General features: G+C 62.9%; 16 protein-coding genes. 13 read left to right on the top strand and 3 right to left on the bottom strand.

The genetic code is table 11. The features are described 5' to 3' along the window. The first annotated feature begins 2 nt into the window (after positions 1–2). Genes V4529_08830 through V4529_08820 form a run of 3 tightly spaced genes read left to right on the top strand, consistent with a single transcriptional unit; the run spans position 3 to position 1,032 of the window. Positions 3–350: a histidine triad nucleotide-binding protein gene (locus V4529_08830; GenBank protein ID MES2358434.1), complete on the top strand. Its 348-nt coding sequence runs from the start codon at positions 3–5 to the stop codon at positions 348–350. Between the two features lie 53 nt (positions 351–403). After that, positions 404–592: a 30S ribosomal protein S21 gene (gene rpsU, locus V4529_08825; GenBank protein MES2358433.1), complete on the top strand. Its 189-nt coding sequence runs from the start codon at positions 404–406 to the stop codon at positions 590–592. Then, on the top strand, positions 592–1,032 hold the full coding sequence (locus V4529_08820; protein ID MES2358432.1) for a GatB/YqeY domain-containing protein: 441 nt from the start codon (positions 592–594) through the stop codon (positions 1,030–1,032). The genes rpsU and V4529_08820 overlap by 1 nt, the downstream gene beginning before the upstream one ends. Positions 1,033–1,247: 215 nt before the next feature. On the opposite strand, the gene V4529_08815 is transcribed toward V4529_08820, so the two are convergent. Then, positions 1,248–1,607 (bottom strand): DMT family protein, encoded by a 360-nt coding sequence (locus V4529_08815; protein MES2358431.1) that lies wholly within the window; start codon positions 1,605–1,607, stop codon positions 1,248–1,250. Positions 1,608–1,702: 95 nt separating this feature from the next. Between V4529_08815 and V4529_08810 the strand changes: the two genes are divergently transcribed. From V4529_08810 to rsmA, 10 genes are all read left to right on the top strand, one after another. Beyond that, the gene (locus V4529_08810; protein ID MES2358430.1) at positions 1,703–4,081 is read left to right on the top strand and encodes an endonuclease MutS2; all 2,379 of its coding nucleotides are present in this window, start codon (positions 1,703–1,705) and stop codon (positions 4,079–4,081) included. After that, positions 4,078–5,958, top strand: coding sequence for a DNA primase (gene dnaG, locus V4529_08805; GenBank protein ID MES2358429.1), 1,881 nt, complete (start codon positions 4,078–4,080; stop codon positions 5,956–5,958). The genes V4529_08810 and dnaG overlap by 4 nt, the downstream gene beginning before the upstream one ends. Next, positions 5,955–7,664 carry a single-stranded-DNA-specific exonuclease RecJ gene (recJ, locus tag V4529_08800; protein MES2358428.1) on the top strand — a complete coding sequence of 570 codons (1,710 nt, stop codon included), beginning with the start codon at positions 5,955–5,957 and terminating at the stop codon, positions 7,662–7,664. Before dnaG ends, recJ begins: the two co-directional genes overlap by 4 nt. Then, positions 7,661–8,173: a 16S rRNA (guanine(966)-N(2))-methyltransferase RsmD gene (gene rsmD / locus V4529_08795; GenBank protein MES2358427.1), complete on the top strand. Its 513-nt coding sequence runs from the start codon at positions 7,661–7,663 to the stop codon at positions 8,171–8,173. The genes recJ and rsmD overlap by 4 nt, the downstream gene beginning before the upstream one ends. Further along, on the top strand, positions 8,173–8,658 hold the full coding sequence (coaD, locus tag V4529_08790; protein MES2358426.1) for a pantetheine-phosphate adenylyltransferase: 486 nt from the start codon (positions 8,173–8,175) through the stop codon (positions 8,656–8,658). Before rsmD ends, coaD begins: the two co-directional genes overlap by 1 nt. Before the next feature lie 43 nt (positions 8,659–8,701). Then, complete coding sequence (locus V4529_08785; GenBank protein ID MES2358425.1) at positions 8,702–9,532, top strand: phosphate acyltransferase; 831 nt, start codon at positions 8,702–8,704, stop codon at positions 9,530–9,532. After that, a complete protein-coding gene (locus tag V4529_08780) occupies positions 9,529–9,861 on the top strand; it encodes an STAS domain-containing protein (protein MES2358424.1) in 333 nt (110 codons plus the stop codon). The genes V4529_08785 and V4529_08780 overlap by 4 nt, the downstream gene beginning before the upstream one ends. A gap of 85 nt (positions 9,862–9,946) precedes the next feature. Then, positions 9,947–10,366 (top strand): ATP-binding protein, encoded by a 420-nt coding sequence (locus tag V4529_08775; GenBank protein MES2358423.1) that lies wholly within the window; start codon positions 9,947–9,949, stop codon positions 10,364–10,366. After that, entirely contained in the window at positions 10,366–11,649 is a 1,284-nt protein-coding gene (locus V4529_08770) for a GAF domain-containing SpoIIE family protein phosphatase (GenBank protein ID MES2358422.1), read from the top strand. The genes V4529_08775 and V4529_08770 overlap by 1 nt, the downstream gene beginning before the upstream one ends. Further along, on the top strand, positions 11,574–12,482 hold the full coding sequence (rsmA, locus tag V4529_08765; protein ID MES2358421.1) for a 16S rRNA (adenine(1518)-N(6)/adenine(1519)-N(6))-dimethyltransferase RsmA: 909 nt from the start codon (positions 11,574–11,576) through the stop codon (positions 12,480–12,482). The genes V4529_08770 and rsmA overlap by 76 nt, the downstream gene beginning before the upstream one ends. Before the next feature lie 154 nt (positions 12,483–12,636). On the opposite strand, the gene V4529_08760 is transcribed toward rsmA, so the two are convergent. Further along, on the bottom strand, positions 12,637–13,221 hold the full coding sequence (locus tag V4529_08760; GenBank protein ID MES2358420.1) for a hypothetical protein: 585 nt from the start codon (positions 13,219–13,221) through the stop codon (positions 12,637–12,639). 57 nt (positions 13,222–13,278) lie between these two features. Further along, positions 13,279–13,959, bottom strand: a complete 681-nt coding sequence (locus V4529_08755) for a hypothetical protein (GenBank protein ID MES2358419.1) — start codon at positions 13,957–13,959, stop codon at positions 13,279–13,281. Positions 13,960–14,228 lie beyond the last annotated feature (269 nt).

Raw genomic sequence — 14,228 nt, 5'->3', positions numbered from 1 at the left:
TCATGGCGGACGACTCCGCAAATTGTGTTTTCTGCAAGATCGTCCGCGGGGAGATTCCGGCTACCATGGTCGCCGAGAACGAGGCGGCGATTGCCTTCCGCGACCTGGACGCGAAGGCGCCCGTGCACGTGCTGGTGGTCCCGCGGAAGCACATAGTCTCGCTTGCACATTCGACCGATCCGGCCACTCTGGGCGAGGTTCTGGCGTTGGCTGGGGACGTGGCGCGGCAGGAGGGGCTGGATGGCGGGTATCGGGTGGTCATCAATACCGGGCCGGACGCCGGCCAGACCGTCCATCACCTCCATGCCCACGTTCTGGGTGGCCGAAACATGGCGTGGCCGCCGGGCTGAGATTATTATTAAAGGCTGCACATCAACCGTTACAGGATCGGGGGCGATAGGGTTTGTCAGAAGTCATCATTCAGGAAGACGAGAATTTTGAGCGCGCGCTCAAACGCTTCAAGAAGAAGGTCGAGAAGGCGGGGATCCTCGCGGATCTGCGCAAGCATCGCCACTACGAGAAGCCGAGCGAACGTCGCAAGCGCAAGATGAATGCGGCGACGCGCAAGAATCGCCGTCATCGCGCGATGTAATGTCGCTGCTCGGCGACAAACTGCAGGCCGACCTCAATGCTGCGCGCAAGGCGCAGGACAAGGGCGCGGTGCTGCTGCTGGGGACCATACTGTCGGACGTCAAGAACAAGCGCATAGAACTTCGCGCCGAGCCAACTGACGACGACGTACTCGACGTGCTGCGCAAGGGCATCAAGCGCAGGCGCGAATCGGTCGAGATGTACGACAAGGGGAACCGCCCCGATCTCGCCGAGAAGGAGCGCGCGGAGGTGGCCGCCCTGGAGAAGTATCTACCAGCGCAGGCCAGCGAAGACGAAATCCGCGCAGCGGTGCGCGCCGCGATCACTGCCGGCGCCGCATCCATGGGACCGTTGATGGGCCGCGTGAATCCGCAATTCAAGGGAAAGGCCGACGGCAGCGTCATCAGCCGCATCGCCAAGGAAGAGCTGGCGAAGGTATAGCCCCGCCGACGCTGTCCACGCGCCGAATTGGTGGTCCCGCGTAGGGCGCGGATTTATCCGCGCCTGGCCCATTTACGTGCAATCGGAATCGGATGTCCGTGGGATTTATCCGCGCCTGGCCCATTTACGTGCAATCGGAATCGGATGTCCGTGGGATTTATCCGCGCCACTCACCGTACGGCGGCCCCACGGATGATGGAAACGCCGCGGTCCCCTCAGTGCCCTCTGAACACGAAGAACACCGCCCCCACGATACACAGCGCTGCCCAGAGGTAGTCCATCTTGAGCGGCTGGTCCATGTAGAAGTACGCGAACGGCACGAACACGCTCAGCGTTATCACTTCCTGCATGATCTTGAGCTGGCCGAGAGTGAGTGTGGTGTATCCGATTCGATTCGCCGGCACCTGCAGCATGTACTCGAACAGTGCGATCCCCCAGCTGACGAGAGCCGCGACGTACCACGGCTTGGCTTCGAGATTCTTGAGGTGGGCGTACCAGGCGAACGTCATGAATACGTTGGAGCACACCAACAATCCGGCAGTCCGGAAGATCACCGACCTGAAAATCGTGAGCATTGTCATGGGTCGCGGCAGGCGCGAAAAGTGAGCCAGCTCCAACCCACCGACTCTTCGGTGTATTTTCGCCGCACTCTGTATTATTCAGAAGCTCAATGAATAACCACGCCCTCTCCGTCCTGGAATTCCACCGCGTCCTCGACGTGGTCGCCGAGCGCGCCACGTCGGCGGAGGGGGCGGAGCGCGTCCGCGCGCTCAGGCCCACCACCGACAGGGCCTGGATCGAGCGAGAGCAGTCCCGGGTGTTCGCGGCAAGGTCTCTCATAGCCAGCGAGGCCCGCTGGGCGCCACACGCCATACCGGCTGCGCGACGCGCACTGGAACGACTTCGCGTCGAGAATGCCGCGCTGGCCGCCGCCGACTTCATCCTGATCCGGGCGCTTCTCCGAAGCTCTCGGCTCACTCTGGATTCGCTGGCGGATCCGCGGCTCCCCATTGCGGCGCGTGCAGTGCTCGAACCGGTAACCTCGCGTCTGCTGCGCGACACGCAGGCGGAAGCGGCCATCGATCGCGTCCTGAGCGACGAGGGAGACGTACGCGATAGCGCGTCGCCGAAATTGCGTGGAATACGGCGCGAGCTGCGACATGCGGAGTCGGATCTCGTTGCACTGCTCGAACGCCTGATGACGCGACTCGATCCCAGTCAGCAGGTCCCCGACATGTCGGTGACGGTTCGCAACGGGCGATATGTGATTCCCGTGCGTCGCGAAGGCCGCGCGACGGTCGGTGGAATCGTGCACGACGCTTCATCCACCGGCGGTACGTTGTTCATCGAACCGCCCGCGGCCGTCGAAGCGGGCAACCGCATGCGCGAGCTGGCGTCCGAGGAGACGATCGAGATCGAGCGCATACTCTTCGAGTTGGGTGACACGCTTCGTCCGACTCATCCGGGGCTGGCGGACGCGTTCGACGCACTCGCGGACCTGGATTCCCTGTACGCGCGCGGCCGAATGGCGCTGGAGTTCAATGCCGCGCCGGTCACACTCCGCGATCCAACGGAAGGCTTCGACATCATAGGCGGGCGGCACCCGTTGCTGCTCGCGCAGGGTGCACGCGTCGTTCCGTTCGATCTGTCGCTCGGCGAGTCGGAGCGCACCTTTCTGATTTCCGGACCTAATACCGGAGGCAAGACGGTTCTGATCAAGGCGATCGCGCTGCTTTCGCTCTGTACACAGGCCGGGATCCCGCCGACGGTCGGAGAGGGAAGCGGTATTGCGATCTACGACGAGATCTACGCGGACATAGGTGACGAGCAATCGATAGCTGCGAGTCTCTCGACTTTCTCGGCGCACGTCAGGAATCTGCGCGAGATTCTGGCCGGTGCGACTGATCGATCGCTCATCATCATAGACGAGCTTGGATCCGGAACCGATCCTGTCGAGGGCGCTGCGCTCGGCGGTGCCGTCCTCGAATCGCTGACCGCTCGCAACGCTCGTACGGTCGCGACGACGCACTTGGGAGCGCTCAAGCAGCTGGCCGTCGAAGACGTCGGGATCGTGAACGGATCGTTGCAGTTCGACGCGATCGAGCTGGCGCCGACGTACCGATTGATCAAGGGAATTCCGGGCCAGTCGTACGGTTTAAGTATCGCGCGCAGGTTAGGGGTTCCAGCAGAAGTGCTCGAGCGCGCCGAGGCGCGGCTGCCGGTGGGTGAGCGTGATGTGAACGTATTGCTCGCGGACCTCGAGGCGCGTGACGCGGCACTCGCCGAACGAGAGCGCGAAGCTGAGGTGATCGCGAACGACGCGCGGGAGCGCGCGCGCAGAGTCGCGGAGCGCGAGCACAATGCCGGTGTGCGTGAGCGCGAATCCGAGCGTCGTGCGCGTGAGGAGTCGCGCAGATATCTGCTCGCCGCGCGCCGAGAGATCGAAAATACGATTCGGTCGCTCAAGAAGTCGGAGAGTCCCGAAGAAACGGCGCGCGATGCACGACGCCACGTCGAGGAGCTTGCGAAGGAGCAGACGCGCCAGCTCGATCGGCTGGACGAGCGGGAGCGGACGACACCGCCAAATCGTGATGGACGCACGACTGAGCCGCCGTCGGTTGGCGATCATGTTGCGGTCGCAAGCCTCGGCGGACGGATAGGGCAGCTCATGGAGATGCGCGATGACAATGCAATCGTCGCAGTTGGAACGCTCAAGCTGAGCCTCCCGCTATCCGATCTGACGCGCGCGCAGCGACCCGCGCCGGCGCTTGCCGTGAGCATTCGCGGCGACGCGCCCGAAGCCCACGTCGCAAGCGAGATCGACCTGCGCGGCATGCGCGTTGGTGAAGTCGAAGGGATAGTAATGCACGCCGTAGACAATGCCGTCCGCGCCGACATGAAGGCGCTGCGCATCATTCACGGAAAGGGAACCGGCGCATTGCGCGAGCGGATCGCCGAGATGCTTCAGAAGGAGCCACGCGTGGCGAATTTCCGGCTCGGTGCGTGGAACGAGGGCGGCGCCGGTGTGACGGTGGTGGAGCTGGCATGAGCTCCGATCCAATAGTCGAGCGTGTTCGCGAAGCGGCGGACATCGTGCAGATCATCGGCGAGCACGTCAAGCTCAAGCGTGCTGGTGGTGATTTTCGGGGACCGTGCCCGTTCCACGGTGGCAAGAATCCGAATTTCAGCGTGTCGCCCAGGCGGGGGCAGTACCACTGCTTCAAGTGCGGCGAGTCGGGCGACGTATTTTCGTTTCTACAGAAACACCTTGGCATGAGCTTCCCGGATTCGCTGCGCGCCGTCGCCTCCACGGTCGGGATCGAGATTCCGCAGCAGCGAGTCGAGCGGGCTGGACCGGATCCGCTCGATCAATTTCGCGAGATGAACGCCGCCGCAGCAGATTACTTTCAGCGCGAGCTGTGGGACTCGGAGCGCGCGGTTATTGCGCGTACGTATCTCGAGAGCCGCGGAATCACGCGAGCGGATGCGGATCGCTTCGAGCTTGGATTCGCGCCGGACGACATCGGTACGTTCCGCGCGCACATGGGAACGATGGGTTTCGATGTGGAGAGATTGCTCGAAGGTGGCTTGCTGAGCCGTCGGGATGAGAACTCCGAGCCGCGTCCGCGCTTTCGTAATCGCGTCATGTTTCCGATTCTGGATGCGGCAGGGCGTCACGTCGCGTTCGGCGGTCGCGCCCTGGGCGACGCAGAGCCTAAGTATCTCAACTCGCCGGAAACTCCGGTCTTCAGCAAATCAAAGACTCTGTACGCGCTTGGCTGGTGCAAGAACGCAATTCGCAAGGCGGATCGTGTGTTCGTGGTCGAGGGATACATGGACGCGATACGCCTCATGATCGCCGGAATCGAGACCGTCGTCGCGCCACTCGGCACCGCGCTCACGGAAGCGCAGGGTGCGATGGTAGCGAGATACACGCGCAACGTTTACCTGCTGTACGACAGCGATCAGGCCGGCCTCAAGGCGACATTCCGCTCGGGCGATGAGCTGCTGCGCCACGGCTGCGCCGTACGTGTCATCACGTTGCCCAACGGAGAGGATCCGGACACATTCGTTCGCGCGAATGGCGCTGCGGCGCTCGAGCAGCAGGTTTCGCAGTCTGTGGATGTGTTCGAGCGCAAGATTCAACTACTGGAGCGCGGCGGATGGTTCGCAGAGCTGCAGAAGAAACGTCGCGCTCTCGACCGGTTGCTCCCCACCATTCGCGCAACGGCCGATCCTTTGTTGCGCGAGCTCTACATAGGCCGCGCTGCGGAGAAGACGGGTATTGCGAAGGAGGCGTTGATTCGAGAGGCGAACACCATTCCACGCGGGGAGTCTCGCCCCGTGGTCGCCGATGAACGCATCAGTGGAGATGATGGCGAGCCCGCCGATCCCTACGGTGAATCAGGTCCGCCGCATCCTGCTGCGCACCATCGCGAGCGGAGGCGAATCCACGATGGCGGCGTAGCGGGAGCGGAGCGTGAACTGATCCACGCAATGCTCGATGACCCAAGTCGAACGGTTGCAATAGCAGAGAAGATCGATCCCGCTGACTTTATCGACGAGCGTTACCGGGCCATTTTCTATGCGATGCTTGACCTCAGCGACGATTATACGATTGAGCGCCTGGAGGACCGGCTCGAGCCGAACGATATTGTCGTGCTCAACGCGATCCTGGAGGAGAGGGGTGCGCTGCTTTATCCTGACGAGACGGTTTCCGCTTCGATCGCGATCATTGAAATGCGCAAGATTGAAGCGAGCCAGGCCGAGATTGACCGCACGATGAGCGTTGGCACCGTACAGGAACAGACCGACATGTTGATGAAGAAGGTGAAGCTGCAACAAGAGCGCAAATCGCTGGGCCAACCCGCGGCCAAGTCGTACGGCAAGGTGCTGAACCCACCCAAGCGAGCGCCAAGCGAATGACGCGCGCAAAAACCCGTTGGACTGAAGCGCCGGTGATCGATGTCGCGTCGGCCACAACGCTCGCTGCGGCACTGGGTGTGTCGATTCCGATCGCGCGCCTGCTCGTTCATCGTGGTTACGGCGACACGGAAGCCGCCAAGCGCTTTCTGCGGCCGCGCCTGGATCAGCTGCACGACGGCAGCGCGATGATGAGCCTGGAAGTGGCGGTGGAACGCCTGGTGCGCGCGATTCGCGGCGGCGAGCTCGTCATGATCCACGGCGACTATGACGTCGATGGAATCTGCTCGACGACGCTACTCGTGCGCGCGATTCGGGGATTTGGCGGCAATGTGATTCCGTTCATTCCGAACCGCATGACTGATGGCTACGACCTTGGCACCGCGGGAGTAAAACACGCAATCGAGATCGGCGCGAAGGTCGTGGTCACGTGCGACTGCGGCACCAGCGCGCTCGAGCCCGTCGCTGCGCTGAACGCGGCAGGGATCGACGTTGTGATCAGCGACCATCATCTACCGCGCGAGACGTTTCCCGACTCTCTAGCGTTGCTGAACCCGCGCCGCCCGGATTGCGACTATCCAGACAAGGATCTCGCCGCGGTCGGTGTGGCGTTCAAGCTCGCGCTCGCGCTTGCGAGCGCATTGAAGGTCAGCGACGCATTCATCTGGAAGATGCTGGACCTCGTTGCACTCGCGACCGTCGCAGACGTTGCATCGTTGCGCGGCGAGAATCGGATCTTCGTTCGGTACGGCATGCGAATGATCTCCGAGACCGAGAACGTGGGGCTGCGTGCTCTGCTCAGAGCTTCGGGAATGGATGGCAAGCCGCTCACCGCCGGCCGGATCGGCTTCACGCTGGCGCCGCGATTGAACGCCGCGGGACGGCTCGGTCACGCACTGCGCGGAGTCGAGCTGCTTCTGACTGAATCGGAGCACGAGGCCAATGTCATCGCGCGCGAGCTGGAAGAGCTGAATCAACGTCGTCAGGCGCTCGACCGCACGACGCTGGATGATGCGCGCGTGATGGCTGAGCGTCAGGTGAGGGACGGGGCGATCGGACTCGTGCTCGCGAAGGAAGGCTGGCATCCCGGCGTCATCGGCATCGTCGCGTCGCGCATCGTCGAGGAATTTTCGCGGCCGGTGATCATGATCGCGCTCGAGGATGGCGTGGGCAAGGGCAGCGGGCGCTCGATTCCGGGATTCGATCTTCATTCGGCGCTCGTCGACTGCTCCGATCTGTTGCTCAGATTCGGAGGCCATCGAGCGGCCGCCGGAATCACGATTGCCACCGATCAGTTGGGTGCCTTCACTCATCGTTTCGACCAGGTTGTGCGGGCACGTCTCACGCTCGACGAGCTGGTGCCCGTGTTGCGCGTCGACGCCGAGATCGAGCTCGATCAGGACACGCTCGATCTCGAGACCACGTTGCGACACTTCGAGCCATTCGGCGTGGGTAATCCTGCGCCGGTCTTCGCAGCCCGGAACGTGACCGTATTTGGAAGTCCAAGAGTCGTTGGGCGCGATGGACTCAAGCTCACTCTCGTCGGCTCCAACGGCACTCAACTCGAGGCGATCGGATGGGGAATGGCTGATCTCGCGCCGGAAATTCGCGCCGGAAAGGCGCTCGATGTCGCGTTCCGCCTGGAGCGCGATGAGTACAGAGGCGAAAGTCGGCTGCAGGCACGTCTCGCAGATGTAGTCGTGCGATGAGGATCGTCGGCGGCGAGTGGCGCGGGCGGATAATCAAGGCTCCGCGCGGCAAGACGGTGCGTCCCACGCTCGACCGCGTTCGAGAGGCGTGGATGAGCATCGTTCAACTGTCGCTTCCAGGCGCGCGCGTGCTCGATCTCTTTGCAGGCTCTGGCGCACTCGGTATCGAGGCTCTGTCGCGTGGCGCTGCGAGTGCGGAATTCGTCGACTCGGATCCGCGGTCGCTCAGCATTCTGCGCGAGAACCTGGTTGCGCTGGACGCTACCGACCGGGCAACGGTGTTGCGCTCGGACGCCATCGCCTTTGCCGACTCGCTCGGGCCCGACTCGTATGACGTGGTTTTTGCCGACCCGCCCTACGCGACGGACGCAGCGGTACGCCTCGCGGAGCGCTGGTTGAGTGCGCCATTTTCACGCATGATCGGAATCGAGCACGCGCGCACCGTCGCCATGCCTCCGGGCGGAGAGACGCGGCGCTACGGCGATTCCGGCGTTACCTTCTATCGCTGATGCCGACAATAGCCGTTTACGCTGGCAGCTTCGACCCGATGACCCGTGGGCACGAGGAACTCGCGCGCCGCAGCCGGACCTTCGTGGACGAGCTTGTCATCGCCGTCACGACAAATTCGAGCAAGCGTCCGCTGTTCTCCATCGAGGAGCGAACCGAGCTCATCAGGACCACCATCGGCGATGCGCCGGGAATAACTGTGCGTCCGTTCGCCGGTCTGCTCGCCGATTTCGCCCGCTCGATCGGCGCATCGCTGATCATCCGCGGGTTGCGCGCAGCTGGCGATTTCGAGTATGAATTCCAGATGGCACTGATGAATCGCCACCTCGGGCCGGGTATCGAAACCGTCTTCATGGTGCCATCGGTGGAAACCACGTACATCAGCTCGAGCATCGTGCGCGAGGTGGCGCGCTACGGTGGCGACCTCACCGGTCTCGTGCATCCCAGGGTGGCCGAAGCGCTCCGCGCAAAGTTCGACCATCAGTGAAAGGGAGTGATTGCCAGTGACTGACGAAGGTCTTCACAGTTTCATCGACGGGATCCGGAGCCGCGCGGCGAAGTCCAAGCGGCGCATCGCCTTTCCGGAAAGCTCCGACCCGCGCGTGCTCGCGGCCGCGGAACGCCTCGATACGATGGGCATCTGCGATCCTGTACTGATCGATCCGGGGCCCGATGCGCTCGAAAGTGCGGCTGAAATGGTCGCCAACGGCGTTGCTGACGCGATGGTTGCCGGCGCCGTCAGCACCACGCGCGACGTTCTGCGTGCCGCCATCCACAAGATCGGCCTCGCCCCCGGGATGCTCACTGTTTCCAGCGCATTCTACATGGTCGCGGGAAGGCCTTGGGAAGCTGCCTCCCCGGTTCTCACATTTACCGATTGCGCCGTAGTGCCGTATCCGACGGCCAGCCAGCTCGCCGAGATCGCAATCTCGGCCGCGAACGACCGCCGCCGTATCGTCGGTGATGAGCCGATAATCGCCTTCCTCTCCTTCAGTACGGCCGGAAGCGCTTCGGGGCCTTCGGTTGATCTGGTCCGGGCCGCCGTGGATATCGTGCGGCACCGAGTCCCATCCCTCGTGGTGGACGGAGAATTGCAAGGAGACGCCGCGTTGGTGCCGGCGGTCGCGGCCCTCAAAGCCGCCGATTCGCCCTGTGGCGGTCGCGCGAACGTCCTCGTGTTTCCGTCGCTCGACGCCGGCAACATCGCTTACAAACTGGTCCAGCGGCTCGCTGGCGCTGCGGCACTCGGCCCGATTCTGCAGGGATTGGCGCGCCCCGCTGCCGATCTGTCGCGCGGCGCGACGGTGGACGATATAATCAATGTGACGGCGATCACGGCATTACAAACGGAGAACGGATGAGCTTTACGCTTAAGAAGAACGGCGATGTGGTGGTGGTTGATGTGGAAGGGCAGCTGATCGTCGGCAATCGCCAGGAGCTGAAGCAGAAAGTGCTGGACGAGCTGGAAAAAGGGGACCGCAAGTTCCTTATCGACTTCGCGCAGACCGGCTACATCGACAGCTCAGGACTCGGCGTCCTCGTTTCACTCAGCAAGAAGATCCGCGAGCACGGCGGCGAGCTGCGTCTGGCCAATCTCAACGACGATCTGCAGACGCTCTTCGAGCTCACCAAGCTCGATACGCTCTTCCAGATAGCCGATACCAGGGAGCGGGCACTCGAAGGATTTTAATGCCCCGAATCCGGAGCACCGCCGGCTCGCTGATGTCGCGTGGGCCGGCTCGTCCGACGTTCCTTATGACTTCTCATTCGACGCGGTGACGCCTTCCTACGTAGCGCTCGACGTCGAGATCCCGAGTGACGTCAGACAGATCGAGCCGATCGTGAATCTGGTCACCGAGCACTGCAAATCGCTGCGCCTCTCGCGGCGCCAGTGCTCGCTGAACATTCCGGTCGCACTCAGCGAAGCGCTTTCGAACGCGATAATCCGCGGCAATCACGAAGACCCGCGCAAGCACGTTCGCCTGCGCGCGACCGTGTCCGATCGGGCGCTCGTATTCGATGTGGTGGACGAGGGAAGCGGCTTCGATATGCAAAAGGAGTCGCACGATCCGACGACTGCCGAATACATCACGCGCGAGGACGGCCGCGGCATCTTCCTCATGCACCAGTTGATGGATCGCGTCGAGCAGTTCCGCGGTCCGCAACACGTCGTACGCCTCACGCTCAACCGCTGATGTCACGCGACCTCGAGCTCGAGATCGAGAACGCCGCGCGCGAGCTGGCCGAACGCTACGAGGAGATCAATCTCCTCTACACGATCAGCGAGATCCTGGGCCGCACGGTCTCGCTCGATCGTGCAGCGACTACGATTCTCCGCGAAGTATCCGAAACAGTGGGAGCGCGCCGCGCCGCGATCTACACGTGCGAGGCCGGCAGTGACATGCTCGATCCGATCGCGTCCGTCGGCGTCCCGAATGCGCTCCCGAGCGTCTCGTTGTCCGATCCGCGCAATCTCGCCGCACGTGCATTTCGCGGCCGTCATTCGGTCGTCATCGCTCCCGAGGACGACGTCACTGATGACGGCTTTCGCATCGGTGCCGTGCTGGCCGTGCCGATAATGTGGACGGGGGAGGCCGGTCGTCCCGAGCTGCTGGGCGCTGTCAGCCTGACCAACAGATCCACTGGTGCCGCGTTCAGCGCCGGCGATGTCAAGCTCGTTGCCGCTATCGCGACGCAGATCGGCAGCGCGATTCAGAACGCGCGATTGGTGCGCGAATCCATCGAGCAGCAGAGACTGCTGCAGGAAGTGCGTCTCGCGCACGACCTGCAGATGAAGCTTCTGCCCAGCGGCGACGTGGTCGCGCCACAGGCGGAAGCATCCGCGCGCGTAGTCCCCGCTGAGAGCGTTGGCGGCGACTTCTATCATCTTTTCCGACTCACCCCATCTGCAACCGGCGTGATGATCGGCGATGTCTCGAGTCACGGATACCGCGCCGCGCTCATCATGGCGCTCGCCATGAGCGCTGCAGCCATTCACGCCCAGAGCACGCTCGATCCCGCCGCGATGCTGCACGCGCTGCTCTACTCGTTGCGCGAAGAGCTTTCGAACACGGAGATGTTCATCACTCTGTTCTACGGGGTGGTGGACAGGCAGAACCGGACGCTTCAGTATGCCAATGCAGGGCATCCTCACGTCTTCTGTTGCCGTCCGACGGGCGAGCCGGAGCGTCTCGGCGCGCTCGACCCGCCGCTGGGCATGAGCGACCAGGCTCCGACATCGCGTACGGTCAAGTGGACACCCGAAAAGGACCTGCTGGTATTGTTCACGGACGGAATCACCGATGCGCTGAATGACGCCGGACAACCCATGGGCGAGCGTCGCGTGCTCGATACGATCCAGCGCTACGCCACCGAGCCCGCTGCGGTGATCGTCGATCGCGTATTCGATGCACTGAGCCAGCACACCGGCGACATTCCGCCGCGCGACGATCTCACTCTCGTCGTACTTCGGAGCTGATCACGCGAACACGTGGTGGATTCCCGCCCACGCTCAAGCGACTGGGCCAGCACTTCCTTGCGGATGAGCGCGCGCTTGCACGAATCGTCGACGCACTCGCGCCCACCGAGACCGATACTGTGCTCGAGATCGGACCGGGCCGTGGCGCGCTCACCGACATTCTCGTGCAGCGCGCGGGCCGCGTCGTGGCAGTCGAGCTCGATCGCGCGCTCGCCGCATTGTTGCGCGAACGGTTCGCCCTCACGCCAAGCGTCGAGATCGTTGAGGCCGACATCCTCAAGACGGATCCCGGCAAGCTTGGCGGGCCCGGTTACCTTCTCGTCGGCAACGTCCCGTATTACATCACCACACCGATCCTGTTTCATGCACTTGCGTGCGCACTTCCACGCCGTGCGGTCTTCCTCGTGCAGCGCGAAGTCGCGACGCGCGCGATGGCGGACGCGGGCTCCAGAAGCTACGGCGCGTTGTCCGTCAACCTCCAGGTCCTGGCGCGCGTCGAGCGTGTATTCGACATTCCGCCGGGCGCATTCAAGCCGCCACCGAAAGTCGATTCATCGGTGATACGAGTCACGCCGCGCACCGATCCCATTCTTCGTGAGGGAGAGCAGGGGCGCTTCCGTTCTTTCGTGCAGAGCCTGTTCAGTCAGAGGCGCAAGCAGATCGGAACGATCCTGCGCAGTCTTCCCCCGTCGGCATCGGGTGTTCCAGCGGTGACGCTCGATGCACTCGCAGCACTCGGCATTCCACCAACCGAGCGACCCGAGCGGCTCACCCCGCTGCAGTTCGTCGAGCTATTTAGATCTTCCCCGCGGAATACGAGGATTCCGGACTGACATCGCCGCATGTTCAATGCTTGCTTTCTCGTCATCCGCGAGGAGCAATGTTCGAGGGATGGCGTACGAGACGATTACAGCCTGCTCGACTCGCGAGTTGATTTCATTGACTTGTCTCCGTTTTGACAAGTCTCGTCACACGCCACGACTTCCGTCACTCGGCTCCGGGGTGCGCCCATCCTGGCGAGGCGCGGAGAGATTGGCAGACAATTCCCACGATCACAGGAAGATGCGGAAAGACACTCCCCCGGTCGCGCGTAAACAGTTGTCCCGCGAACTCCACCGTGTCGCCTCGTACTCCGACCACTGTGCTGTCCGGTAGCGCGTCCGCGAGGACATCGCTGAAGTAGACCCGTCCACCAGCTAACCAGTACTTATTGCCCCTTCCACCCAAACCAGTTGACTGGTTCGACGCGCGCCCCGCCGAGTCCACGAGGTCGGAACATATCACCGTCTGGTAGTCCCGATCCGGCGCAAGATACAACCGGCCCGCAAGTACGCGCTCGAAGAAATTGGAGCCGCGCCGCGGATCATAGTCTGGCGGCTTGAGGTCGGCGGGAAGTGGCAAGCCGCTGACGCGCCTGAGCACATAGACGCCCGGCTCGGGGAGGCGTGCCGACTGAGCCGCTGCTCGCGGCTGGCCGACCACTCCAGCCGGTGATGGCGCAACAGCGCGCGGTCGGCATGCCGACAGGGCAGCGAGTGCGATCGGGACCGAGAGAAAAAACACCCGTCTCATCGACGCTCCCAATCCTCTATGGGAGTCCCGCACAATCCGCGCAAGACTACGGACGTTTCACAGACCCTCGCCATGGCTTATGTCACTCGGCTTCGGGTGCGCACCCCGTTCTAGTGAGTTGCGGACAGGGGCGCAGACGTATGCCGGGATCGGGGGACCGCGCAAGAATGCTGCTGCAAGCGAACTCGTCTGGTCGCGAACGTACAGATTAGCGGCGAACTCTATCGTATCTCCCCTGACTCGCACCGCTATACTGTCCGGCGGTCCATCAACGATGAGGGCGCTAAAATAGATCCGGCCACCAGCAGTCCAGTACCGGCCCTCGGTCTGCCGGTCCATCGTGTTCGGCCCCTTGTCCGTCGAGCCGACCAGGTCGGCACAGATGATCGTATGGTAGATGCTATCAGGTGTCAGGTAAAGCCGACCACCGATGACGCGCTCGAAAAGATTGTAAGCTCCGCTCGGCTTGAGATCAGCGGGAATCGCCAAGCCTCTGACGCGCATGAGAGCATAGACGCCCGGCGCGGGGAGCCGCGCCGACTGCTGCTTCGACTGAGGCCCCGCTTGGGATCCCGACTGGGGTTGGTCGACGGCCCCAGTCGGTGCTTGTGTGGTGGCTGGCGGGCGGCACGCCGAGAGGAATACGAGCGATCCGAGCAATCCGCCGCTCGCTCGTGCAAGCCTCCGACGCGTCGCCGTACCCTTGTCGGTGAGCCACATCGCATTGCTTCTTATCATATACCAAACCGACTCAACTACAGGTCAACTGCAGTAGAAGAGATTGCACATCCATACCGTCCGCACGCTAGGGTCATAACCGTTTCGTTGCGGTATCGCGCCCCACGACCACTGGACCGGGACCGGGTCGTATGGGCTGCGTAGCCCCGCGAACTTGCTGCGCTCATCCGGTGTGATGTTCGGCGAATAATATCCAGGTACCGGCTGGCAGCCTGGTGGCCCTGTGTTTGCCGGCGACGCTCCCGATGTTTCTGACGCTCCTGATGTTG

This window comes from Gemmatimonadota bacterium (genome assembly GCA_040388625.1).
Classification (GTDB): Bacteria; Gemmatimonadota; Gemmatimonadetes; order Gemmatimonadales; family Gemmatimonadaceae; genus Fen-1247.
This window is presented reverse-complemented; position numbering and strand designations above follow the sequence as displayed.

Bases quoted from the DNA above. Each gene is read 5' to 3' on its own strand.
- recJ (MES2358428.1), top strand. From the start codon at position 5,955: ATGACGCGCGCAAAAACCCGTTGGACTGAAGCGCCGGTGATCGATGTC.
- V4529_08770 (MES2358422.1), top strand. From the start codon at position 10,366: ATGTCACGCGACCTCGAGCTCGAGATCGAGAACGCCGCGCGCGAGCTG.
- dnaG (MES2358429.1), top strand. From the start codon at position 4,078: ATGAGCTCCGATCCAATAGTCGAGCGTGTTCGCGAAGCGGCGGACATC.
- V4529_08760 (MES2358420.1), bottom strand. From the start codon at position 13,221: ATGAGACGGGTGTTTTTTCTCTCGGTCCCGATCGCACTCGCTGCCCTG.
- V4529_08755 (MES2358419.1), bottom strand. From the start codon at position 13,959: ATGATAAGAAGCAATGCGATGTGGCTCACCGACAAGGGTACGGCGACG.
- V4529_08815 (MES2358431.1), bottom strand. From the start codon at position 1,607: ATGCTCACGATTTTCAGGTCGGTGATCTTCCGGACTGCCGGATTGTTG.
- coaD (MES2358426.1), top strand. From the start codon at position 8,173: ATGCCGACAATAGCCGTTTACGCTGGCAGCTTCGACCCGATGACCCGT.
- V4529_08830 (MES2358434.1), top strand. From the start codon at position 3: ATGGCGGACGACTCCGCAAATTGTGTTTTCTGCAAGATCGTCCGCGGG.
- rsmD (MES2358427.1), top strand. From the start codon at position 7,661: ATGAGGATCGTCGGCGGCGAGTGGCGCGGGCGGATAATCAAGGCTCCG.
- V4529_08820 (MES2358432.1), top strand. From the start codon at position 592: ATGTCGCTGCTCGGCGACAAACTGCAGGCCGACCTCAATGCTGCGCGC.
- V4529_08810 (MES2358430.1), top strand. From the start codon at position 1,703: ATGAATAACCACGCCCTCTCCGTCCTGGAATTCCACCGCGTCCTCGAC.
- V4529_08780 (MES2358424.1), top strand. From the start codon at position 9,529: ATGAGCTTTACGCTTAAGAAGAACGGCGATGTGGTGGTGGTTGATGTG.